The sequence below is a fragment of the Nocardioides sp. genome (assembly GCF_050246775.1).
Lineage (GTDB): Bacteria > Actinomycetota > Actinomycetes > Propionibacteriales > Nocardioidaceae > Nocardioides.
The window spans coordinates 735,921-757,885 of the sequence record NZ_JBFWVK010000001.1; the positions used below are offsets into that span (position 1 = coordinate 735,921).

The 21,965-nt window shown below is 71.5% G+C and carries 17 protein-coding genes; 5 read left to right on the top strand and 12 right to left on the bottom strand.

Going from position 1 to position 21,965, the window contains the following annotated elements; genetic code table 11:
* Positions 1–15: 15 nt before the first annotated feature.
* Positions 16–534, bottom strand: a complete 519-nt coding sequence (locus AB7I40_RS03525) for a DUF2231 domain-containing protein (RefSeq protein WP_428343663.1) — start codon at positions 532–534, stop codon at positions 16–18.
* A 121-nt stretch (positions 535–655) separates the two neighbouring features.
* On the opposite strand from AB7I40_RS03525, the gene AB7I40_RS03530 reads away from it, so the two are divergent.
* From AB7I40_RS03530 to AB7I40_RS03545, 4 genes are all read left to right on the top strand, one after another.
* Entirely contained in the window at positions 656–1,420 is a 765-nt protein-coding gene (locus tag AB7I40_RS03530; RefSeq protein WP_428343664.1) for a hypothetical protein, read from the top strand.
* A 119-nt stretch (positions 1,421–1,539) separates the two neighbouring features.
* Complete coding sequence (locus tag AB7I40_RS03535; protein WP_428343665.1) at positions 1,540–2,979, top strand: PepSY-associated TM helix domain-containing protein; 1,440 nt, start codon at positions 1,540–1,542, stop codon at positions 2,977–2,979.
* Positions 2,980–3,011: 32 nt separating this feature from the next.
* On the top strand, positions 3,012–3,395 hold the full coding sequence (locus tag AB7I40_RS03540; RefSeq protein WP_428343666.1) for a hypothetical protein: 384 nt from the start codon (positions 3,012–3,014) through the stop codon (positions 3,393–3,395).
* Entirely contained in the window at positions 3,392–4,756 is a 1,365-nt protein-coding gene (locus AB7I40_RS03545; RefSeq protein ID WP_428343667.1) for a hypothetical protein, read from the top strand. Before AB7I40_RS03540 ends, AB7I40_RS03545 begins: the two co-directional genes overlap by 4 nt.
* Before the next feature lie 28 nt (positions 4,757–4,784).
* On the opposite strand, the gene AB7I40_RS03550 is transcribed toward AB7I40_RS03545, so the two are convergent.
* The 11 genes from AB7I40_RS03550 to AB7I40_RS03600 form a co-directional block, all read right to left on the bottom strand.
* Complete coding sequence (locus AB7I40_RS03550) at positions 4,785–6,446, bottom strand: PucR family transcriptional regulator (protein ID WP_428343668.1); 1,662 nt, start codon at positions 6,444–6,446, stop codon at positions 4,785–4,787.
* An 85-nt stretch (positions 6,447–6,531) separates the two neighbouring features.
* On the bottom strand, positions 6,532–7,638 hold the full coding sequence (menC, locus tag AB7I40_RS03555; RefSeq protein ID WP_428343669.1) for an o-succinylbenzoate synthase: 1,107 nt from the start codon (positions 7,636–7,638) through the stop codon (positions 6,532–6,534).
* Positions 7,635–8,537, bottom strand: coding sequence for a GNAT family N-acetyltransferase (locus tag AB7I40_RS03560; RefSeq protein WP_428344288.1), 903 nt, complete (start codon positions 8,535–8,537; stop codon positions 7,635–7,637). The genes menC and AB7I40_RS03560 overlap by 4 nt, the downstream gene beginning before the upstream one ends.
* A gap of 23 nt (positions 8,538–8,560) precedes the next feature.
* Positions 8,561–9,706: a M20 family metallopeptidase gene (locus AB7I40_RS03565; RefSeq protein WP_428343670.1), complete on the bottom strand. Its 1,146-nt coding sequence runs from the start codon at positions 9,704–9,706 to the stop codon at positions 8,561–8,563.
* Positions 9,703–13,014 carry a serine hydrolase gene (locus AB7I40_RS03570; RefSeq protein WP_428343671.1) on the bottom strand — a complete coding sequence of 1,104 codons (3,312 nt, stop codon included), beginning with the start codon at positions 13,012–13,014 and terminating at the stop codon, positions 9,703–9,705. The genes AB7I40_RS03565 and AB7I40_RS03570 overlap by 4 nt, the downstream gene beginning before the upstream one ends.
* Complete coding sequence (locus tag AB7I40_RS03575; RefSeq protein ID WP_428343672.1) at positions 13,011–13,790, bottom strand: ABC transporter ATP-binding protein; 780 nt, start codon at positions 13,788–13,790, stop codon at positions 13,011–13,013. Before AB7I40_RS03575 ends, AB7I40_RS03570 begins: the two co-directional genes overlap by 4 nt.
* Complete coding sequence (locus AB7I40_RS03580; protein ID WP_428343673.1) at positions 13,787–15,727, bottom strand: dipeptide/oligopeptide/nickel ABC transporter permease/ATP-binding protein; 1,941 nt, start codon at positions 15,725–15,727, stop codon at positions 13,787–13,789. Before AB7I40_RS03580 ends, AB7I40_RS03575 begins: the two co-directional genes overlap by 4 nt.
* Position 15,728: 1 nt before the next feature.
* Positions 15,729–16,739: an ABC transporter permease gene (locus tag AB7I40_RS03585; RefSeq protein WP_428343674.1), complete on the bottom strand. Its 1,011-nt coding sequence runs from the start codon at positions 16,737–16,739 to the stop codon at positions 15,729–15,731.
* Between the two features lie 10 nt (positions 16,740–16,749).
* Positions 16,750–18,345, bottom strand: coding sequence for an ABC transporter substrate-binding protein (locus AB7I40_RS03590; protein ID WP_428343675.1), 1,596 nt, complete (start codon positions 18,343–18,345; stop codon positions 16,750–16,752).
* A 32-nt stretch (positions 18,346–18,377) separates the two neighbouring features.
* Positions 18,378–19,766 carry a serine hydrolase domain-containing protein gene (locus AB7I40_RS03595; protein WP_428343676.1) on the bottom strand — a complete coding sequence of 463 codons (1,389 nt, stop codon included), beginning with the start codon at positions 19,764–19,766 and terminating at the stop codon, positions 18,378–18,380.
* A 107-nt stretch (positions 19,767–19,873) separates the two neighbouring features.
* A complete protein-coding gene (locus AB7I40_RS03600; RefSeq protein WP_428343677.1) occupies positions 19,874–21,256 on the bottom strand; it encodes a serine hydrolase domain-containing protein in 1,383 nt (460 codons plus the stop codon).
* 64 nt (positions 21,257–21,320) lie between these two features.
* Here AB7I40_RS03600 and AB7I40_RS03605 point away from each other — a divergent pair, with 64 nt between their 5' ends.
* Positions 21,321–21,941: a TetR/AcrR family transcriptional regulator gene (locus AB7I40_RS03605; RefSeq protein WP_428343678.1), complete on the top strand. Its 621-nt coding sequence runs from the start codon at positions 21,321–21,323 to the stop codon at positions 21,939–21,941.
* Positions 21,942–21,965: the final 24 nt, after the last annotated feature.

A 21,965-nucleotide genomic window follows, 5' to 3' on the forward strand; every position in this document is an offset into this window, starting at 1 on the left:
GCTGGCCGCCAGCGTTCAGCCGGTAGGCCCGGGCGTGAGCTGGGCGGCGCTGCTGACATCGGACCACGAGGCCTTCGCCCCGCTGTGGCCGATGCGGGCCACCTGGACCAGCGCCCCGGAGGCGGCGACGACGGTGACCGCGGCGATCCCGGTGGCCACCCACCGGTTCGCCCACACCGGAGCAGCGGCGTCCGTCGAGCGCCGAGCAGTCAGCAGACCGAGCACCATGAAGGCGACGATCACTGCGGCCAGGACCAGGACCCAGGGCAGCAGCTGTTCGCCCATCTCGGTGTGCTTCTCCACCAGGGCGGTCTCGTTGACCCGCTCCTCGAGCGACTCCCCGCTGCCGGTGGCCAGGGGCACGAGGACGACGTTGGCCACGGCCATGGCGGCCACGAGCCAGCCGATGTGCGAGCGGACCCAGGGCGAGACCACGACGGCGATGGCGCCCAACGCGGCCAACGGCACGAGCACCACGACCGCGTGCACGATCAGCGGGTGCGCGGGGATGCCGAAGATGTTGCTGAGCTCCATGAGGGTCCGATCGTCCGAGTGCTGGGGTCCTCCCACCCTCGCCCTCCACGTCGGTGGCGGTCAGGGGCCAAGGTCCTGCCCGGGCAGGCCGAGCGACCGCCTGGTGCGGCATGATGACGGCATGGATCGGAGCGCCGGGATGGGGTTGCGCTGGTCGCGCGCCTGCTTCCTGGCCGGCGTCGCGATGCTCACCGGCACGGTCGCGCACGTCTCAGCCGGTGGCTACCTGCCGGGCCCGGCCGCCATGGCGTGGATCTTCCTGGCCTGTCTGGTCGCCTCCGCGAGCCAGCTCGGGCGCCGGGCGTCCCACCTCAGGGTCGCCCTGCTGCTCATGGCCGGACAGACGTTCTTCCACGGGGCGCTCACCGCGATGGGCGGCCACCGGGGCGACCCGCCGTTGACCAGGGCCCCGAGCGTCCCGCACCTGCACCCCGCGGCCGCCTCCCTGCCCACCGAGCGCCGGGTCGGGTCGCTGTACGACCAGCTGTACGCCGGCCGGACGAGCGACCCAGCCGGGCAGCTGAGCATCCCGACCCCGGTGCAGCACCTGCTGGCCGACCTCACCGGACCCCATGCCCTGATGGCCCTGGCCCACCTGCTCGCGGCGGCCGTGATGGGGTTGTGGATCGCTCGCGGCGAGCGCGCCCTGTGGGTGCTGCTGGCCGCGGGGACGGACGTGGCCCGTCTGGCCGTCGGTACGGCGGCTCGCCAGTGCCTGGTGGCCGCCCGATCGCTGCACTCGACGCTCGCGCTCGTGCGGACCCAGGACCGCCTCCTCAGGCGATGGCACGGGCCGCCGGCCTGGCGACTGCGCCGCCCGGCCCGCTTCCACGTGCTCGCCGACCTGCTGATCCGCCGGGGCCCGCCCCCTCTCCTCGCCGCCTGACCCTCGCGGTCCAGGCGCCACCCTCACCACACCCGCACGCCCTTCGGGTGCGGAGCCGACCCCGGCCGAGGCTGGGGCACTTCCGCGTGCGGACCACCCGACGTGCTCGAGGAGAGCCCATGACCACCCAGTTCGACGATCCAGCGCCGCCACCCACCACCCACCCACCGTCTCGACCCGCGAGGTCGCGCGGGCTCTTCCGGGCCTTCTGGCGCTGGCACTTCTACGCCAGCTTCCTGGTCGTCCCGGTCCTGCTGCTACTCGCCGTGACCGGCCTGATCTACCTGTTCCGCTTCCAGTTCGAACCGCTCCTGCACGCCGACCTGATGAAGGTGCAGGCCCCGGACGGAGTGATCGCCCAGCCCTATGCCGCCCAGCAGGCAGCAGTGGAGCGTGCCTACCCTGAGGCCTCGATCATGTCGATGACCGAGCCTGCTGATGCCGGCCGGAGCACCGTCTTCGCCACCGTCCACGCCGACGGCTCGACCCGCGACATCTACGTGAACCCCTACGGCGCCGAGGTCCTCGGCGACCTCAACCCCGACACCACCGTCTCCGGGATAGCGGTGCGACTGCACGGCGAGCTCATGGCCGGCAAGGCCGGCGACTACGTCATCGAGCTCGGGGCCTGTTGGGCGATCGTGATGGCGCTCACCGGCTACTACCTGTTCGTCAAGGGGCGGGCGGCGCGCCTGCGGCGACGGTTGTCCGGAGCGGCCGGGGCCACTCTGCGCAGTCGCCACGCCCTGGTCGGCTCCGTGGTCGGGGTCAGCCTGCTGTTCCTGCTGGTCTCCGGGCTGCCGTGGACCGGCTTCTGGGGCGCCAAGGTCCAGGAGCTCGCCACCCAGCAGGGCTCGTCGCTGTGGAGCACCGACCCCGGAGCCCTGTCCGACCCCACCTCGTCCCTGGACGAGTCCCTGCCGCACAGCCACGCGGTCGACGTACCGTGGGCGCTCGGCGACAGCGACGTGCCCACGTCGACCCCGCCGGTCGATGGCGAACGCTCGGTCGCCAATGTCGACACCGCCCTCGAGGTCGCCTCGGACGAGGGGCTCAGCCACCCGATGACCGTCGCGATCCCCGATGGCGAGCAGGGCGTCTACTCCGTCATCGGATACGCCTTCCACGACCCGACCGCCGAGCGGACGGTCCATGTCGACCAGTTCGGTGGGCAGGCGGTGTCCACCTACGGCTACGACGACTACCCCGCCCTGGCCAAGGTGGTCTCCCAGGGGATCGGCGTGCATGAAGGTCGCAGCTTCGGCGTGGTCAACTTCTGGGCCGCCGCGCTGGCCTGCCTGGCTGTCGTCTTCATGTGCGTCAGCGGGCCGCTGATGTGGTGGCGCCGACGTCCCGCCCGCCGGGCCGGCGTACCTGCCAGCATCGGGGCTCCGCGAGGACGCCTCCCCCTGGCGGCGACGCCCGCTCTGCTCGTGGCCCTCGTGGTCCTCGGCCTGTTCCTCCCGCTGTTCGGGATCAGCGTGCTGGCCGTCCTGGTCCTCGACCAGGTGCTGCTGCGCCGGGTCCCTGCCTTCCGCACCTGGTTCGACATCGCATGACACCGACACCCATCACCCGAAAGGATCTGACCATGTCCACTCCCCGAGGAATCCTCATCACCACCCTGCTCGTCGTCGGCCTCGGCCTCACCGGCTGCGGCTCCGACGACTCACCTGCCCCGGCGAGCGGTGGCAGCGACACCGCGGGCACCCCAGCGGTCATCGACGTCACCATCACCGGCGACAGCGTCACCCCCAACGGCGAGCGCGTCGAGGTCCCGAAGGGACAGGACGTGACGTTGAAGGTGACCGCGGACGAGGCCGGCGAGATCCACGTGCACTCCAGTCCCGAGCAGGAGCTGGAGTACGACGCCGGCACCACCACCCTGACCATCACCGACCTCGACCAGCCCGGCATCATCGACGTCGAGTCACACTCCCTGGAGAAGGTCATCGTCCAGCTCGAGGTCTCGTGATCCTCGAGATCCCCCTGGCACACGGGCTGGGCGGCGCGAAGAACCTGCCGATCCCGCCCGAGCTGGCCATCGCCGGCGCCTCCGCGGCGCTGACGGTGTCCTTCATCGTGCTCGCGCTGGCCTGGCGTACGCCGCGCTTCGACGCGGCGACCCAGGGCCGTCCGGCTCCGGGCTGGCTCACGGACCTGGTCGACTCCCCGGCGTTCGCGCCGGTCGTGCGCGCGCTCGGCCTGCTGTTCTTCGCCTACGTCACCTGGGCCGCCGTGGCAGGGCCCGATCTCCTGACCAACCCGGTCTTCGGGGTCGTCTACGTCCTGCTGTGGGTCGGGCTGGTGCCGGCCTCGTTGCTGTTCGGGCCGTTCTACCGAGCCGTCAGCCCGGTGCGCACCCTGCACCTGCTCCTCGTGCGCGTCCTCGGACTCGACGCGCACCAGGGGCGGGCCACCCTGCCGCCCTGGGTCGGTCTCTGGCCGGGGGCTCTCGCGCTGTTCGCCTTCGTGTGGCTGGAGCTCGTCTATCCCTCGGGCACCTACCTGGCCACGCTGCAGGTGTGGTTCGGCACCTACCTGGTCCTGGGACTTGTCGGGGCCGCGGTGTTCGGAGACCGGTGGCTGGCCGCCTTCGACCCGTTCGAGGTCTACTCGACCCTGATCGGTCACCTGTCGGTGTTCGGTCGCCGTACCGTGCGGACGCGAGGCGGGCCGAAGGCACACCCGCACACCCAGCTGGTCCTCCGTGCCCCGCTGCGCAGTCTCGACGGGGTCCCCATCGGACCCGGGCTGGTCGCCGTGCTCGCCGTACTCCTCGGGTCCACCGCCTTCGACACCTTCAAGGACTCATCCACCTGGGTCCGGTTCATCCAGGACGTCAGCGCACCCGAGGTCGTGAACACCCTGGGCCTGCTCGGGTTCTGCCTCGCCGTCGGGGTGAGCTTCACCGCCGCCACCGTGGCGGTCCGACCCCGCGCCGCGACGGGCCTGACCCGCCGCGACATGCCCGGCCAGTTCGCCCACTCACTCGTGCCGATCGTTCTCGGCTACATCACCGCCCACTACCTGTCCTACTTCGTGGAGGTCGGACAACAGACGATGATCCTCCTCAGCGACCCGATGGGCACCGGAGCCAACCTGCTGGGCACCGCGAACCTGGGCGTCAACTACTGGCTCTCCGACCACCCCTCCACCCTGGCCGTCGTGAAGGTGCTCGCGGTGGTCGGCGGTCACGTGCTCGGCGTCATCGCAGCCCACGACCGGGCCACCAAGCTCCTCACCACCCGCGACCAGCTCGTCGCCCAGCTGCCGCTCCTGGTCCTGATGGTGCTCTACACCGGAACCGGCCTCTACCTGCTCTTCGGATCATGAATCGCCTGGAGTGCTGACCTCGCCGGGGTCAATGCGTGAGCTGGGGCGCCAGGACCCGCAGCTGCAGCATGGCGAAGAAGCGTGCCTCGGGGTCGCCGAGATCGATCTCCCCCACCTCGGCGAGCCGGCGCAGCCGGTAGCGGAAGGTGTTCGGGTGGACGTAGAGAGCCTCGGAGGCGGCGATCACGTCCCCGAAGGCATCCAGCCACGCCGCCAGCGTCTGGACGAGCGTGCTGTGGTGCTGCCGGTCGTAGTCGATGAGCCTGGCCAACGGCCCGGTCGGGCGGTCGTCGCGGGCCGCGGCCATGTCCCGTAGGTCCAGCATCAGGGCCTCGACCTGGATGTCCTCGAGCGTCGCCACCCGCCGCCCACTGCGGGCCTCCCTCAGCACGCGCAGGGCCCGGTCGGCGCAGGTGCGCGCGAAGGCGAGGCCGGCGACGTCACGGGCGATGGGACCGACGGCGACCACGGCCGTGACCCGGTCGCCGAGGCGGTCCAGGAACTCGTTGGCCAGCCGCCGCCCGCTCTCCTCGCCGTCGTGACCCGTGCCCGGAGCCGGCACGAGGCCGTAGGCGACGTCTCCGATCAGTGCGGCGGCCGACCGCGGGTGGACAGCGCTCAGCTGCATGGCGAACGCGTCACTGACCCGCTGACGCTCGTGCACCAGCACCGCGTCGCCGCCGGGGGGACGGGGGTCGTGGTCCGGCTCGTCCACCGACACCCCGAGGACGATGAGCGGCTTCCCGGACAGACCGAGCCGCTCGAGCGCCTCGTGGGCGCCCCGCCCGCCCTCGAGGGCGGAACTCAGCAGGTCGGCGCGCAGGCGGCGCTGGACATCGGCACCGGCCCGGACCCGCAGCAGGTGCAGGGCGACCAGCTTGGCGGCGTCGCACAGCGCCTCGGTGCGTTCCTCGTTGAGAGGGCCCGGCACAGCAGCCCAGATCGAACCGAGCAGCTCGTCCCCGGCCCGCACCGCCATGGCCACCCGTGGCATCGAGAACGCATCCTCACCCTCGGCACCCGGGCTCACGAACACCGGGCGGTCACTGCGGTGGAGCTCACGGAACACGCCACGCTCGGCCAGGATCCGGGAGTAGCGCTCAGGAACCTGTCGGCCCAGGATCGTCTCGACCCTCGACGGGTCGGCCTCGTCCTGGCGCCCGGAGAAGGCCAGGACCCGGGAGCTGCGGTCCTCGATCGTGATAGGCGCGTCCAGCAGGGCAGCGATCGCGTTCGCGACGGCGAACAGGTCGCCGGAGGGCAGCCCGCCCAGCGACTCATGGTCGGTGACGCCGATGTCGCCCTCGGCCAGCACCGCCCTGAGCATCGCAGCCAGGTGCGCCCAGGGCGCACCCCGGCTCAGTCCCAGGAGCGTCACCCCTGACTCCTCCACGGCCGTGCGCATCGCGGGCGTCACCTGGACCGGCGCACGGAGCACGAGACCGGCGACGCGGTGTCGTCCGAGGGATCGCACGAGCTCGACGATGGCGTCGGCGTCGACCAGACCCACGCCGAGGACCAGGGCACCTGCCGGGGGGATCGGATCGTCCACAGGGTCGTGGATGACCACCCCACCGATGTCCTGGGCACGTTCCGGGTCGCCGTGGACGACCTCCAGCAGGGTGGCCCCCAGGTCGTCGAGGACACGACCGAGGCTCGCACGCGGACGTAGGTTCATCGTTTCGAGCACCATCCGACGGTAGGGGAGGAATCCCCACCCTACGTCGTCGTGGCGGACCGAAAAGGCCTCCACAATCGTCGGGACGGACAAGGTCTCAGGCGGGGACCCACTCGGTGGAGACCGTGACGGCTGCGAGCTCGTCCCTCAGAGGTTCCACCCCGAGGCCGGGCCCGGTGGGCACCTGGAGGTGGCCGTCCTCGAGGACGAAGGGCTCGGTGATGTCCGTGGCGTAGTAGCGCCCGGAGGCCGAGGTGTCCCCGGGGAGGGTGAAGCCGGGCAACGCTGCGAGCGCGACGTTGGCCGCGCGCCCGAGCCCGGTCTCGAGCATCCCGCCGCACCACACGGGCACCCCGTGGGCCACACAGAGGTCATGGATCCTGCGGGCCTCCAGGTAGCCACCGACCCGACCGGGCTTCACGTTGACGATCTGGCAGGCGCCCAGCCGGATGGCCGCGGCGGCCGTCTGCGCGGAGGTGATCGACTCATCAAGGCACACCGGCGTGGTGATCTGGCGGGCCAGGTCTGCGTGGCCGAGCACGTCCTCCTCATCGAGCGGCTGCTCGATCAACACCAGGTCGAACGGATCGAGGCGAGCCAGGTGCCGGGCGTCGCCCAGCGTGTACGCCGTGTTGGCGTCCACCTGGAGCAGGACGGTGTCCCCGAAGCGCTCCCGGACCGCGCGCACCGGCTCGACGTCCCAGCCGGGCTCGATCTTGAGCTTGATGCGGGCGTAGCCCTCGTCGAGATAGCCGTCGACGGCGTCGAGCAACTGGGGCACGCTGTCCATGATCCCGACCGACACCCCGCACGGGACCCGGTCGTGGACCGAACCGAGCTCACGGGCCAGTGAGCGCCCGGTCGCGCGGAGCTCGGCGTCGAGGAACCCCATCTCGAGGGCACCCTTGGCCATCCGGTGCCCCTTGAACCTCGCCAGGGCGGGGGCCACGATGTGGGCCTCCAGCGGGCCGACGGCGGCCAGCGCCGGGATCAGGTGGTGGCGCAGCACGTCGGCGGCGCCGTCGAGGTACTCCGGGGAGTAGACAGGATCAGACATGGCGACGCACTCGCCCCAGCCCTCACCCTCGTCGGTCACGACCCGCAGCAGGAGGAGCTCACGGGTGGTCTGCGTGCCGAACGACGTGCGGAACGGCGAGACCAGGGGCATCGCGATGCGGCGCAGCTCGACTCCGGTCAGCTTCACAGCAGCTGCCCTGCTCGGGCCGGGCGGCGTACGACGTACCAGCCCGCCCGGTCGAAACCGGTGATCCGGGCACCGTCGGCGACCAGGGCCGACAGCGCGTCGCGCGCGGCCACCCGCCACTGCTGTGCCGCCGCCGGGTCGGCGAGCCGCATGGCCCCGATGTCGCTCGGTACGGCGACCAGCGAGGTCTGGGCGTCGAGTCGCCCGGGGACCGCTCGTCCGCTCTCGGAGATGCCGAGGGCGACCACGGCGCCGGCCGCGAGCTCGTCGGACACCACCGCAGGGACGCTGTTCCCGGCGCACGCCGCGATCACCGCGGGGTCGCGCAGCCGCCAGCGGACCAGGAGGCGGTCGGAGTCGTCGACCCCGTTGATCGTGTCCAGCATGGGTCCGTAGAAGTTCGGGAGGTACTCCACGGGTTCGGCCGCCAGCTTGACCAGGTTGAAGTGGGCGTTGCGGCTGACCAGCGGGTCGAAGGTCCAGGCGATCTCGGACACGCCGCGCAACAGGGCCCAGGAGCGTTGGTGGAGCTTCAGCGCGAAGCCGATGTTGCGGCCCAGCGCCGGCCCGGCCACCCCGGCGATGTGGCTGTGCAGGGAGTCCTCGGCCGGGGCGGCGAAGAAGCCCACGCAGGCACCGACCAGGCGGCCCTCGTCGAACGCACCGCTCACGTAGTTGCCGGCCTTGGTGAACGCTCGCAGCAGCTCGATGGTGACCGGCGGGTTCGAGTCGCGGCCCCAGATGGTCGCGTAGAGGTGGACGACCTCCTCCAGCTCCCGCAGGTCGGTGATCTCGCGGACGGCCACCCCCGCGCCGAGGGCGGCGGCATCGGCCGTCTGGACGGCGAGGTCCACGACGTCGGCGCCGCGCGAGGTTGTCAGGTTGGTCACGACACCCATGCTGGTCACGTTCTCCTCGGCTGTCATGGTCGCGGCCCACCAGTTGCGTGGACCCGGTTGGTCGCCACCGACCGACGGGCGAGCAGATCGGTCACCAGGGCCGCCAGGAGGGTGGTCCGGGGCACGAGCTGATCGAGCACCACGTGCTCGTGCTCGGCATGCGCCCCTCCCCCCACGGCTCCCAGTCCGTCGAGGGTGGGCGTGCCCACGCCGGCGGTGAAGTTGCCGTCGGAGGCCCCTCCCACCGAGGCGCAGGTCAGGTCCGGAAGCCCGAGAGCACGCGCGGTCGTGCGGGCCTGTTCGAAGAGGGCCTGCGACGCCGCCGCCTCCAGGGGCGGGCGGTTCGCGCCGCCCACCAGGTCGAGCGAGGCCCCGGGCAGCACGGCCCGCAGCCCGCGCATGGCGGCATCGACGCGGTCCTGCTCGGTGCGCGAGATGACCCTGACATCCACCGAGAACGATCCCTGCGCCGGCACGGTGTTGGTGGTCGTGCCGGCGCGGGCGGCGGTCGGCGTGACCGTCGTACCGAGCTCCGGGTCACCGAGGCGACTCACGGCCAGTGCCTGGTGGGCCAACTCGAGTGTGGCGTTGACACCCAGCTCGGGCTCGAGCCCGGCGTGCGCGGATCTGCCCTGGACCAGGACGTCGTAGACCGAGACCCCCTTGCGCTCGGTCTTCAGGGCACCGTCATCGGCGGAGGCCTCGAGCACCAGGGCCGCCGAGGCACCGGCTGCCTCCTGCTCGATGAGCGCACGCGAGCTCGGCGATCCGAGCTCCTCGTCACCGGTGACCAGGATGGTGACCCCATCGCGGTCCGGGAGCTCGGCAGCGGCGTGCAACGCCATCACCACTCCTGCCTTCATGTCGAAGCACCCTGGTCCCCGGATGATGCCGGCCTCGACGGAGAAGGGTCGGGTGGCCAACGACCCGAGCGGCCAGACGGTGTCGTGGTGACCGAGCAGCAGGACCTCGGTCGGTCCGCTGCCCAGACGCCAGCGCAGATGTGTTCGACCCTCGATCACGATCCGCTCCGGCTCGACGCCGAGGCGTCTGGTGCCGACCCGGGCGAGGACCTCGGCGGACCGCGCCACAGCGGCCAGGTCGTCGGAGGGCGACTCGCACTCGACCAGGTCGCGGAGGTCGCCGAGGACCTCGGACAGGCTGATCATGGTCGTTCCACGCGGGGCGTCGCGCGGGCACCGAAGTGCACGTAGCGCTCCCCGGTGGGCAGCTCGTAGAAGGTCACCGGCGCCCAGGTCTCCACCTCGGGCGGCTTGACCGCGAAGAGCGCGGGGCCGACCGGGACCATCGGGTATTCCTCCACCGGGTCGGGGACCATCTCGGCGATCGGGCCGGTGACGGTGGTCCGCAGCCGGGGTTCGCCGCCCTCGCCGAGGAACACCTCCATCTCCACCGACGCCCGCTCGTAGGTGCCGAGGTACGGCGTGACGTCGACCTCGACGGGCACCGCGGGCGGGGTGAGGGGGTCGGGGACAGTGACGCCGGCGAGCTCGGCGAAGATCTCGCGGTAGAGGTCCTCGTAGAGGTCGCGGGTGTTCCCACCGTTGGTCAGCAGGGTGACCGCGAGGCCCGCCTCAGGGAGGATGCGCAGGAACGCCGCCTGGCCGATGGTGTTCCCGTCGTGGCCGATGACCCGGTGCCCGTCCCAGCCGAACCGGATCCAGCCCAGGCCCCACGAGTCGCCGAGGATGTACTTGTCCGGCAGGTCGGCGTGGTGGGCCGCCATGTCAGCGGCGCTCGCAGCGGCCAGGACACGCGTCCCGTCCTCTGCGAGTCCGCCGCTGAGGTGCAGGCGCGCGAAGCCGAGGACGTCGCGTGCGGTGGCCGTGATGAGGCCCGCCGGCCCGAGCGACCGGGGCAGCATCCACACCGGCGCCACCAGCTGCTCGCCCTCGTGGTCCACGTGCCCCACCGCGGCACCGTGCAGCAGTGCCTCCTCGGGCAACGTCACCGTGTGCTCGAGCCCCAGCGGGGTGAAGAGCCGTTCGCGCAGGGCCTGGTCCCAGGTGCTCCCGGTGACCTGCTCGATGACCCGGCCGAGCAACGAGTAGCCCGAGTTGCAGTAGGACCAGGTGGCCCCCAGCGGATGGTTCTGGCCGGCCTCGCCGAGCAGCGCGACGTACTTCTCGAGGCAGTCGTCACCGCGACCGGTGTCGGTGAAGACGTCGCCGTCGATCCCACTGGTGTGGGTCAGCAGGTGACGCAGCGTGACCCCTTTGGTCACGTCGGGGTCGGACAGCCGCAGGTCCGGCAGCACCTCCACGATGGGGGTGTCCAGCTCCAGCAGCCCCTCGTCCACCAGCTGCATCGCCACGGTCGCGGTCCAGACCTTGGTGATGGAGCCGATCTGGAAGACCGACTCGGCGGTGACCGGCACCCCGGTGCTCTGGTTGAGTACGCCGTGCGCCACCGACACGAGTTCGTCCTCGCCCTGCGCCGAGCAGCGCAGCAGGCCGAGCTGCGCGCCAGGCACGCGGTGCCGGACCGCCAGTTCGGCGAGGCGGTGCTGCCAGTGCGCGGCGTCGATGCGGGGCCTCCCGTCGGCGACGGCGTACTGCTCGAGCCAGTCCAGGACCCGGCGGTTGAAGTCGGTGCGGTGCGACGGGCTGCCGGTGAGGATGAAGGCGTGCGGCTGGTCGGGGTAGATCACCAGCTGGGTCGTCACCCCGAGCTCGCGCAGGGAGGTGTGCCACTGCTGGGCCTGACCGACCGCGCAGGTGAGATCGCCACCGCCGTGGATCACGAGGGTGGGGGTGCGCACGTCGGCCACCCGGGTGAGCGGCGACATGGCGGCGTAGGCCTCCGGCTGCTCCCACGGGGTGCCGCCGAGCTCGAAGCTGCTGAGGCAGGTGCCGTCGTCGCACGTGCCGTACATGCTGACCAGGTCGCTGACCACCCCTCCCGCGACCGCTGCGGCGAACCGGTCGTCGTGGGCGGTGAGGTAACAGGTCATGAATCCGCCGTAGCTGTAGCCCGCGACGGCCAGTCGGTCGGGATCTGCCAGACCTTCGGCGACCAGCTCGTCGACGGGCTCGAGGAAGTCGGCTGCGTCCGCGACCCCCCACGCGCCGTTGACGCCGTCGTAGAACGCCTCGCCGTAGCCGTCGCTGCCACGCGGGTTGACCAGCAGCACGCTCCACCCACGGGTCACCAGCTCCTGGTGGTAGAGGTGGATCTCGTCGGCGGCGGAGTTCCATGCGTTGTGCGGACCACCGTGGATGTCGACGAGGAGGGGGCGTGGCCCCGAGCCGGCCGGGTCGGTGATCAGCCAGGCCTGCACGTCGGTGCCGTCGCTGATGGTGAACGTGCGTTCGGTGCGCTCGAACAGCTCGACCTCGGCGAGCACGGCGCCGTGGTCGGTCAGCAGGCGCTCGGTCCCGGTGCCCAGGTCGACCAGGACCATCTCCCCGTACGACGTGGGGGTCGCCAGCGCCAGTGCTGCGCTGCCACCGGCGACCGACAGCCCGGAGACTACTCGGCCGTCGCCGTCGAGCAGGGGCCGGGCGGAGTCCCCGTCCACCGCCCACAGGTGGGTGCAGCCGCGGTCACGCAGGCAGAACAGGATGCCGTCCGGGGTCTCCTGCGGGCGGGCCCCGGGGTAGGCGGTGGCACCCGGCATGACGTTGCGGTCGAGGTGGCCGGTCAGGTCGACCGGGTCGCCCCCGTCGAGGGGAAGCCGGAACAGGTGGGCATGGCCGACCAGGTCGCCGGGCCAGCCGACGACCAGCAGAGCGTCTCCGGCCTCGAGGTAGGACACGGTCGCGGCGATGCCGTCGTTGAAGCCGACCACGCGGGGCCGGGCGCGGGGGGCATCGACCTCCAGGAGGTGCACCGCGGTCCGGAAGGTGAGGTCGCTGTCGGCGCCCACCCGGCGGGTGAACGCCAGGGTGTGGCCGTCGGGTGACCACGCGGGCTCACCGGCATGCTCGGGACCCTCGGTCAGCTGCCGGCACTCGCCCGTGGCCACGTCGAGGACGTGCACCTGGCTGCGGATCGCACCGAACATGCCGGCCCCGTCGGCCTGGTAGTCGAGCCGGTCGGTGACGATCGGACCGCTGCCGCGAGGAGCGGGATCGACCGGCGCGGTGAATGCGATCCGGGTGCCGTCCGGGCTCCACACCGGGGTGGCCGCACCGAGCTCGAGGTGCGTGGCCCGGGTCGGTTCGCCGCCTGCTGCCGGCAGGAGCCAGATCTGGGCCGGACCGTCCTGGGCGCGCAGGAAGGCGAGCCGGGATCCGTTCGGCGCCCACGCGGGAGCACAGTCGGAGGTGCCGCTGGTGAGCCGTCGCGGGCTGCCCCCCGCCGTACCCACGAGCCAGAGCTGGTCGACCGGACGGTCCGCCTCGGCGTCCAGTGTCCGCAGGACGTAGGCCAGCTGGGCCCCGTCGGGAGACAGTGCTGGCTGGGACGGCACTGCGAGGTCGGTCAGGTCGTTGATGCGCATCCGTCGGGTCACGACGTGCTCCTTGCGGTGGGGGCGGGGGTGGGGGTGGACCGCGAGCCGGGCACGGCGGCCAGCAGTTGGCGGGTGTAGTCGTGCTGGGGGTCGGTCAGGACCTGCTCGGCAGGACCCTGCTCCACGATCCGGCCGCCGTACATGACCGCGACATGGCTGGCCACGTAGCGCACGACGGCCAGGTTGTGGGAGATGAAGAGCATCGAGAGGCCGAGCTCGCGCTGGAGCTCGCGGACCAGGTTGAGCACGGCGCCCTGGATCGAGACGTCGAGGGCTGAGGTGATCTCGTCGGCGATCACCACCTTCGGCTGACCGGCCAGGGCCCTGGCCAGCGCGACGCGCTGGCGCTGACCGCCGGAGAGCTCCGAGGGACGTGCCCGGGCCTTCGCGGGGTCGACCTGGACCAGTTCCAGCAACCGCTCGGCCTCGGCCCGGCGCTCCGCGCGCGACCAACCGGGCGGGATCGCCTCGGTGACGCTGTCGGCGATGCTCATCCGAGGGTCGAGCGAGGAGTAGGGGTCCTGGAAGACCATCTGCAGTGGTCGGCGCCGGCCACGGTGCGGCACCGGCTGCCCGTCCAGCAGGATCCGGCCGGAGTGCAGGGGGGCCAGACCCACGGCGGCTCGGGCGAGGGTGGACTTCCCGCAGCCCGACTCGCCGACCAGGCCCACCACCTGCCCGTCGGGGACCACCAGGTTGACGCCGTCGACGGCCGTGAAGGGCCGGCGCGGGGTGCCGTAGCGGACGACCACGTCCTCGAAGCGCAGCTCGCTCATCGGCCGTCCACCTCGATGAGCTCGCCGGTGTGCTCGGTCAGGCCGAGAGGCTCACCAGCGTGCCAGCACGCCACGCGGCTGCCGTCCGCAGCGGGCGCCAGCGGTGGGTCCTCGGCCCGGCAGCGGTCGTCGGCGAGCGGGCACCGGGGAGCGAAGGCACATCCAGCTGGGGTGTCGGAGGGGTCGACGGGCCGGCCGGGGACGACCGCGAGCGGGCGGTCCAGGTCGGTCTCCATGTCGGGTACGGCGGCGAGCAGCGCCCGCGTGTAGGGGTGCTGGGCGGACGCCCTGAGGCCGGCAGCCGGCAGGTCCTCGACGATGCGCCCGGCGTACATCACCAGGACGCGGTCGCACACCTCGCCGACCACGGTGACGTCATGGCTGATGAGCACCAACGCGACGTCGTCGGCCTCGCGGATGGCGCGGAGCAGGTCGAGCACCTGCTGCTGGACGGTGACGTCCAGGGCAGTGGTGGGCTCGTCGGCGATGATCAGCGACGGGCTGCCCATCAAGCCCATGCCGATCATGGCCCGCTGACGCATGCCACCGGAGAACTCGTGGGGGTACTGCCTGGCTCGTCGCTCGGCATCGGGCACCCGGACGGCAGCCAGCCGGTCCACGGCCCGGGCGAACGCCTCGCGTCGGCTCAACCCCTGGTGGTGGCGAGAGACCTCGGCGAGCTGGTTGCCCATGCGGCGGGTGGGGTTGAACGAGGTCATCGGGTCCTGGAACACCATCGCCAGCGACGTACCGAGCAGGTGACGGTGGGCACTGGCTCGGCCCCGTCGCAGGTCGGTGCCGAGCAGCTCGAGCCGGCTGGCCTCGACCAGTCCCGGGTCATCGACGAGCTGGGAGACCGCGAGGGCGGTCAGGGACTTGCCCGATCCCGACTCACCGACCACGCCGACGGCCTCGCCGCGGCGCACCGAGAACGACACGCCTCGCACGGCCCGGATGGGCCCGCTCGGCCCGGGGAAGGTGACCCGCAGGTCGCGTACGTCGAGGACCAGTTCGGTGGCGGCCGCGTCCGGGCCGTCGGCGATCCCACCGGACTGGGTCACGTCCTGGATCGAGGTGCCCTCCGCAGCTTCGGCCGTGAGCGGCACCCCACCGACCACCGAGACCCCGAGGCCCTTGGCGACGGACTCACCGAAGAGGTTGAACGCGAGTCCCGCGAGGAGCACGGCGAGGCCGGGCGCGAACGCCGCGGCCGGGTTGAGGTAGATCATCCCGATGCCGTCGTAGAGCAGCCGGCCCCAGTCATAGCTCGGGGCCTGGACACCGAGGCCCAGGAAGGAGAGACCGGCGAAGGCGAGCAGCGACCCGCCAGCCCCGATGGTGGCGTTGACGACCAGCGGCTCGCCGATGTTGGGCAGCACGTGGCGCACCAGGATGCGGAACCGCCCCACTCCGGCGACGCGGGCCGCCGAGACGAAGTCCCGCCCTGCGATCCCGGCGACGAGGGTCTGCACCAGCCGCGCGAAGGACGGCGCGCTCGCCAGCCCGATCGCCAGCACCGCGCCCGTGGCGCCCACGCCGAAGATCACCGCGAAGAACAGGGCAAGCAGCAACCCGGGGAACGCGACCGCGATGTTGACCGCGGTGGTCACGAGCCGACCGAGCCGACGGCCCAGGAGCAGGGGCGCGCTGCCCAGCAGCAGACCCACGACCACACCGATGGCGGTCGCGATCAGGGCGAGCTCCATCGACAGGCGGGTCGCGACGAGCACCCGGAAGAAGATGTCCCGGCCGAGGTTGTCAGTGCCGGCCCAGTGCTCGGCCGAGGGGCCCGCGAGGATGCGGTCGGTGTCCACCACGTTCGCCTCGTCCGACCACAGGATCGGGGCCAGCACCGCCAACAGCAGGGCGCCGGCCAGCAGCGCGCTGGTGGTCAGGCCGAGAGGGGTGCGCAGCACTCGGAGCATGCGGCGGGTCACGTCAGTCCTCTGCGATCATCGAGCGCGGATCGAGGAGCGCCAGGGCGACGTCGACGAGGTTGTTGGCCAGGAGCACGCCCACGCCGTAGACCAGGACGATCGCCTGCACGACCGGGTAGTCCTTGGCCAGGATCGAGGACACGATCGTGCTCCCGAGACCGGGCCAGGCGAAGACGCTCTCCACCAGGACGGTGCCGGCCACCATCGAGCTGAGCAGCAGCCCACTGAGGGTGAGGGCTGCGGTGAGCGCGTTGGGCAGGGCGTGGCCCAGGTAGACGGTGCGCGACGGCAGGCGTTTGGCCCGGGCGGTCCGCACGAAGTCGGCCTGGAGCACGGTCACCATCTCCACGCGGATGATCCGCGAGAGGATCGCGGCCGGGCCGACGGCCAGCGAGATGACCGGGAGCGCGTAGGCAGCCGCGGTGTCGTTGCCGGCCACGGGCAGCCAGGCGAGATGGACGCCGAACACGTAGACCAGGCCGACGCCGACGAGGAAGTCGGGGATGGTCCCGATCACCACACTGGTCGTCGTGAAGGCCAGCTCGCTGCGGCGCCCATGGCCCCGCCGGGTGAGCACACCCATGACGACGCCGACCGGGACCGCCAGGCCGACGGCGAGCAGGAAGGCGAGCACAGCGAGCTGGAGGGTGGCCGGGAGTCGCTGCGCGATCACGTCGGAGACCGGCAGCTGGGAGATCAGCGAGGTGCCGAGGTCACCGGTGAAGAGTCCCTGCAGGTAGTGCCAGTACTGCGTCAGGAGCGGGTCGTTCAACCCCAGCGCCTCCCGTCTGGCCGCCACCAGGGCCGCGGGAGCGGTGGGTCCCATCGCGCCGCGGACCGGGTCTCCGGGGATCAGGTGGATCATCAGGAAGGACGCCGTCACCAGCACCCACAGCGATCCGAGCAGCCGCCCGAGGCGCCGTACGCCGAAGCGCACCCAGCGGTGGGAGGTGAGGCCCGAGAGGGCACCCACCGCGGGTGCCGGCCCGGCGACCGAGTCCGCCGTCGTCATCTCCGACGGCCTACTTCGCCATCATGCGAATGCTGGTCGGGATGAGCTGGCCGGGGGTCTGGAACTCCGCCTTGGCACCGAACGTCTGGACGGTGCTGTTCGCGAACGGGACGATGTCAGCGTTGGCGATGAGGCCGGACTCGGCCTCGAGCCAGGTGGTGCAGCCCTCCACGCCCGGCATGGCCATGGCCTTCTTGACCAGCGCGTCGTAGTCGGCGTTCTGGATGGCTGCGAAGTTCGTCCCGTCGGGCGCGGCCGGTCCCGAGAGGAACGGCACGGCCTGGTCGGGGCTGCTGACGTTGAGCGAGATCCAGGTGACGTCCCAGTCCCCAGCCCCGAAGATGGTCTGCGTCAGGGTTCCCTCGTTCTGGCTCTTCGCGGTCGCCTTCACCCCGATGTCCTTCCAGTCCTGCACGGCGAGCTCGGCCGCGGCCGCACCGGCCGAGCCGGTGTTGTTCTGGTAGAGGAAGGTCAGGTCGAGCCGAGCGCCGTCCTTGGCGCGGACCCCGTCGCTGCCGAGCGTCCAGCCGGCCTCGTCGAGCAGCGCCGCAGCAGCATCCGGGTCGTGGGCCGGCAGGGAGCCGGACACCGAGTCACCCGGGCAGGAGCTGGGCTGGTTGACCGCCAGCGCCGTGGCCGGACCGCCCTTGCCGGAGGTCAGGACACTCTGGATCTTCTCCAGGTCGAGGGCCTGGGTCAGTGCCATCCGCACCTGGGGGTCGCTCGTCGCCCGGCCCTCCGCGTGGTTGTACCACTGCTCCCCCACGAGAGCCGGAGTCTCGGCGACGAACAGTCCGGCCTTCTCCAGACGGGTGGCGTCCGGCCCCAGGATCGCGGCCGCGTTGAGGTCCCCGGAGAGCAGGAGGTTGGCCGCGGTCGTCTCGTTCTCGACGACCTTGATCACGACCGTGGCAGGCAGGCCCTTGGTGTCGGTCGTCGCCCCGTCCGGGCCCCAGGTGTAGCCGTCGCGGATCTCGTAGGTGTAGTGGTCACCGGGCGCGGCCTCGGTGAGCTCGTACGGGCCGGTGCCGTTCGTGGCCCGGGCCAGGCTCGCGCGATCGGTCATGCCGCCGGGACAGACCATCGGGAGGCTGGCCAGTCCGTTGAGCACGAACGGCGCCGGGCTCGTGAGCTTGATGGTGACCGTCCGCGCCGCGTCGTCGGCGGTCGCCTTCGCCCCCACGGGCAGGAAGGTGCCCAGGAACGGGCTCTTGCTCGCCGGGTCCGCCACGAAGTTCAGGTTGTCCGCGACATCACTGGCCGTGAGCTCGGTGCCGTCGGCACACGTGATCGCGTCGGCCAGGGTGAGGTTCACCGTCGTGCCCGTGGCGTCCCACTCCGTGGCCAGGGCTGACTCGATGTCGCCGGTCTCGGGGTTCACGCTGAACAGGGGGTCGTAGGCGAGCTGAGTGACGGTGAACAGGACACTGCCGGCCGCCATCTGCGGGTCGAGGTTGCCGGGGTCGGAGGAGACCGCCATCGTGAACGTGGCGCCGTCGACGAGGTCACCTCCGCCGGAGGAGGACGCGGGGGCGTCGTTGCCCCCGCAACCGGCGAGCAGGGCGGTGGTGACACACAGCCCGAGGGCAGACACGGTCAGCTTCATGGACGGGTTCCTGTTCATCGGTGGGCTGGGGGTCAGGCGCCGGCACGCCGTACGGCGCGTCCGACGTGGAGGTAGAGGGCATGGCCGGCGCCGTCGTCGCCGACGAAGGCATGGGGCAGGTGCATCCCGCGATCCGCCTCGAGCGGGATCAGGCTGTCACCGGCGTAGTGGACGAGCTCCTTGCGTTCGGCGACCTCGCCCATCTCCACCGCGACGCCCTTGGGTGTCATGTCCAGCCAGATCCGGCCGTCGTCGTCCTGGCTGACGACGAGGTCGAAGACCTCCGCGGAGTAGGTGCCGACGTACCGGCTCGCATCGATGGCCTCCGGCTCGGCCGGGGGCGCGGGCAGCGCCGGCAGGGTCAGGTCGCCGAGCTCGGACAGCACGTGGGCGACGATCTCGCGGTAGAGCGAGAACGTGTCGCCGCCGTTGGTCAGCAGCGCCACCGCCACGCCCTTCTCGGGGAGGATGCGCAGGAAGGCGGACTGACCGATGGTGCTGCCGTCGTGGCCGACGACCGTGCCGCCCGGCGTCTCGAACAGCTCCCATCCCAGCCCCCAGTGGGTTCCCATCAGGCCGAGCTCGGGGAGCGTGACCTGGGGCTCCTGCATCGCGGCCACCTTGGCCGCCTGGAGGACGACGCTGCCGTCCGCGGCGAGCCCATCGTCGAGGTGCAGGGCGGCGAAGGTGAGCAGGTCGCGTGGACGCATGGCGAGCATCGAGCCCGCCGGTGCGTTCGATCGGGCCAACGCCCACACCGGTGCCGGCACGAGTTCGCCTCCGGGCTCGGCCTGGATGTGACCCACCGCTGCCCGGAAAAGGATGGCGTCATACGGGCTGGTCGCGGCGTGGGTCAGGCCGAGCGGCGCGAACAGGTGCTGCTTGAGGCATTCGTCGTAGGGCAGCTCGCGCAGCACCTCGACGAGGCGGCCGAGCACGCAGTAGCCGGCGTTGTTGTAGGAGAACTGCTCACCGGGTGGGAACAGCTGGGGCACGTCGTGGAGCACCCCGAGGTATTTCTCGACGCAGTCGTCACCCAGGCCGGTGTCGGTGAAGATGTCACCCTCGAAGCCCGCCGTGTGGCTGAGCAGCTGGCGGGTGGTGATCCGGGCCGCCGCGGCCTCGTCAGCGATCCGGAACTCCGGAAGGTAGGTGCGGATCGGGACATCGAGGTCGACCAGGCCCGCGTCCACGAGCTGCAGGACCAGCGTGGCGGTCCACACCTTCGTGATGGAGCCGATCTGGAACACCGAGTCAGGGGTGGCCTCCACCCCGGTCGACCGGCTGAGGACACCCGCGGCGTGGTCGACGACCACACCGTCGCACAGCACGGCAACGGCCGCGCCCGGCACGTCGTACTTCTCGATCAGGGCGGGCAGGTTGGCGGCGATCCAGACCTCGACCTCGCTCAGCGTGCTCATGTCTGGGATCGTAGGAGCGTTCACCAGGCCCCATGTTCATCGCGGGCGACGAACCTGAACCCCACCGTCCGTCGGCCCGAACGAACCGGCGAACGGTGGGGGTCCTCTCAGAGGGAAGCGAGCACGCGGGTGGCCAGACGGCCCCCGAGGTGCACCCCGTCGACCGAGCCGTCCGCGGCCCGCGCGAAGTAGCCCTTCATGCCCTTGGCAGGTCCCTCGTCGACGACGTAGCGGTCCGGGTGTCGGGCCAGGATCGCCAGCACGAAGGGCGGCTGCTCGGGCACCTCCTCCCCCTGCTCACGCAGGACCGCGGCCATCTCGGGCTTCATGCTGATCGCGGCGGACAGCCGGCCGTCTCGACCCGAGATCTCCACGACGGCGGCGATCGTCTCGAAGCGCCCGGTGTAGGCCGCCAGCTCGGCATCGGGGAGCCGGATCGGCTCCGGCTCCACCTCGACCAGGCCCAGGAAGTGCTCGTGCGCCCAACGCACGAGGGCCTGGTTGAGCTGGGGACCGTTGGGGCCGCAGTTCGTCATCGAGATCAGCCCGAAGTCCCGGTCGGGGACCATCGTGAACTCGGAGTGCTGACCGTTGGTGGTCCCACCGTGCCCGACGGTCCGCACTCCGGCCACCTCGGCGAGCAGCCAGCTGATCCCGACCGCATCCCCCAGGGCGCTGCCCCGCATGTCCGCGGTCGGCTGCTGCATCAGCTGCAGGCTCTCCCGGCTCAGCACCGGCGTCCCGTCCGGCGCCGTACCGTCGCCGAGGTGGAAGCGCGCCCAGGCGAGCTGGTCCCGCGCGGTCGCGCTGAGTCCGCCGGCCGGAGTGCTGCTGCGCGGGATGGCCCAGGGCCGGGCGACGGTGATGCTGCCGTCCTCCTGCCGGTTGTGGCCGGCGGCGAACCTCCGGGTCATCACGTCGTTGGGGAAGAACCAGGTGCTGGACATCCCGAGTGGACCGAGCAGGAGGTCGCTGATCGCCTGCTCGTAGGTCGTCGCGGTGACCTTCTCGATCACCCGTCCGGCCAGGGACAGCGAGGCGTTGTTGTAGGAGACCGTGGCGCCGAGTGGGGTGACCTGCTCGATCGTGGCCATGCGCGCGACGTACTTCTCCAGGCAGTCGTCGCCGTTGCCCATGTCCTCCATCAGGTCGCCCTCCCACCCTGCGGTGTGGTTGAGCAGCTGGAGGACGGTGACCCGCGCAGCGACGTCCTCGTCCTTCAGGCTGAGCTCGGGGACGTAGGTGCGCACCGGTGCGTCGAGGTCGAGCCGGCCCTGCTCGACCAGCCGCATGATCGCGGTCGCGGTGTAGGTCTTGCCGGTCGAGCCGAACTGGAACAGCGTCGTGTCGTCCACCGGCAGCGGGTTCTCCACACTGGTCACCCCGGCATAGGCATAGTGCTCGACGCCCTCGTGGATCACGCCGACGGCGACGCCGGGCACCTCGAGCTCCGCGGCGAGCTCGGTGACTTTGTCCTGAAGTTGAGTCATCACTTCTCCTTGGTTACCTACACTGTAGGTCTACACTGTAGGTCTGTGCGTTAGACTTCGTCAAGTGACTGCGACGACTCCCCTGCCACTCAGCCGCGATCGGATCCTGCGCTGCGCCGTCGAGGTCGCCGATCGCGACGGGCTCGACGCCACCAGCCTGCGCCGGGTGGCCTCCGTGCTGGGGGTCCACGTGACCTCGCTGTACAACCACGTGCCCACGAAGGAGGCGCTGCTCGACGGGGTGGTCGAGGAGCTGTTCGCGCAGGCCGACCTGCCGCTGGGCGAGGTCGAGTGGGAACAGTGGGTACGCCGCTTCGTCGATGCGACCGCCCGGATGGCCCGCGCCCACCCGGGAGCATCAGCGGTGCTGCTGCGTCGCCCCGTGCAGGGCCCGGGGGCCTCGGCGACCTTCGAGGTCGGCATGGCCGCCTTCCACCGGGCCGGGCTGGACGTCCGCGAGTCCTACACCGCCGTCAAGAGCGTCTCGCTGGCGATCCTCGGCTGTGTCGTCGAGCAGGCCACGCTCGCGGAGGGAGCGGAGCTCAGCACTGACGCCGCCCGGCTGCCGCGCGCGGACTTCCCGCTGTTCCACGAGGTGGTGGCCGCGGACGCGGAGATCGATGTCGTCGCCACCCTCACCGAGGTGCTGGTGGCCGGGCTCGCGCAGCGGCTCGCCCCAGCCTGACCCCAGGCGCAGCAGGCTCAGGCG

Bases quoted from the DNA above. Each gene is read 5' to 3' on its own strand.
- AB7I40_RS03525 (WP_428343663.1), bottom strand. From the start codon at position 534: ATGGAGCTCAGCAACATCTTCGGCATCCCCGCGCACCCGCTGATCGTG.
- AB7I40_RS03530 (WP_428343664.1), top strand. From the start codon at position 656: ATGGATCGGAGCGCCGGGATGGGGTTGCGCTGGTCGCGCGCCTGCTTC.
- AB7I40_RS03535 (WP_428343665.1), top strand. From the start codon at position 1,540: ATGACCACCCAGTTCGACGATCCAGCGCCGCCACCCACCACCCACCCA.
- AB7I40_RS03540 (WP_428343666.1), top strand. From the start codon at position 3,012: ATGTCCACTCCCCGAGGAATCCTCATCACCACCCTGCTCGTCGTCGGC.
- AB7I40_RS03560 (WP_428344288.1), bottom strand. From the start codon at position 8,537: ATGGGTGTCGTGACCAACCTGACAACCTCGCGCGGCGCCGACGTCGTG.
- AB7I40_RS03565 (WP_428343670.1), bottom strand. From the start codon at position 9,706: ATGATCAGCCTGTCCGAGGTCCTCGGCGACCTCCGCGACCTGGTCGAG.
- AB7I40_RS03575 (WP_428343672.1), bottom strand. From the start codon at position 13,790: ATGAGCGAGCTGCGCTTCGAGGACGTGGTCGTCCGCTACGGCACCCCG.
- AB7I40_RS03585 (WP_428343674.1), bottom strand. From the start codon at position 16,739: ATGACGACGGCGGACTCGGTCGCCGGGCCGGCACCCGCGGTGGGTGCC.
- AB7I40_RS03590 (WP_428343675.1), bottom strand. From the start codon at position 18,345: ATGAAGCTGACCGTGTCTGCCCTCGGGCTGTGTGTCACCACCGCCCTG.
- AB7I40_RS03595 (WP_428343676.1), bottom strand. From the start codon at position 19,766: ATGAGCACGCTGAGCGAGGTCGAGGTCTGGATCGCCGCCAACCTGCCC.
- AB7I40_RS03600 (WP_428343677.1), bottom strand. From the start codon at position 21,256: ATGACTCAACTTCAGGACAAAGTCACCGAGCTCGCCGCGGAGCTCGAG.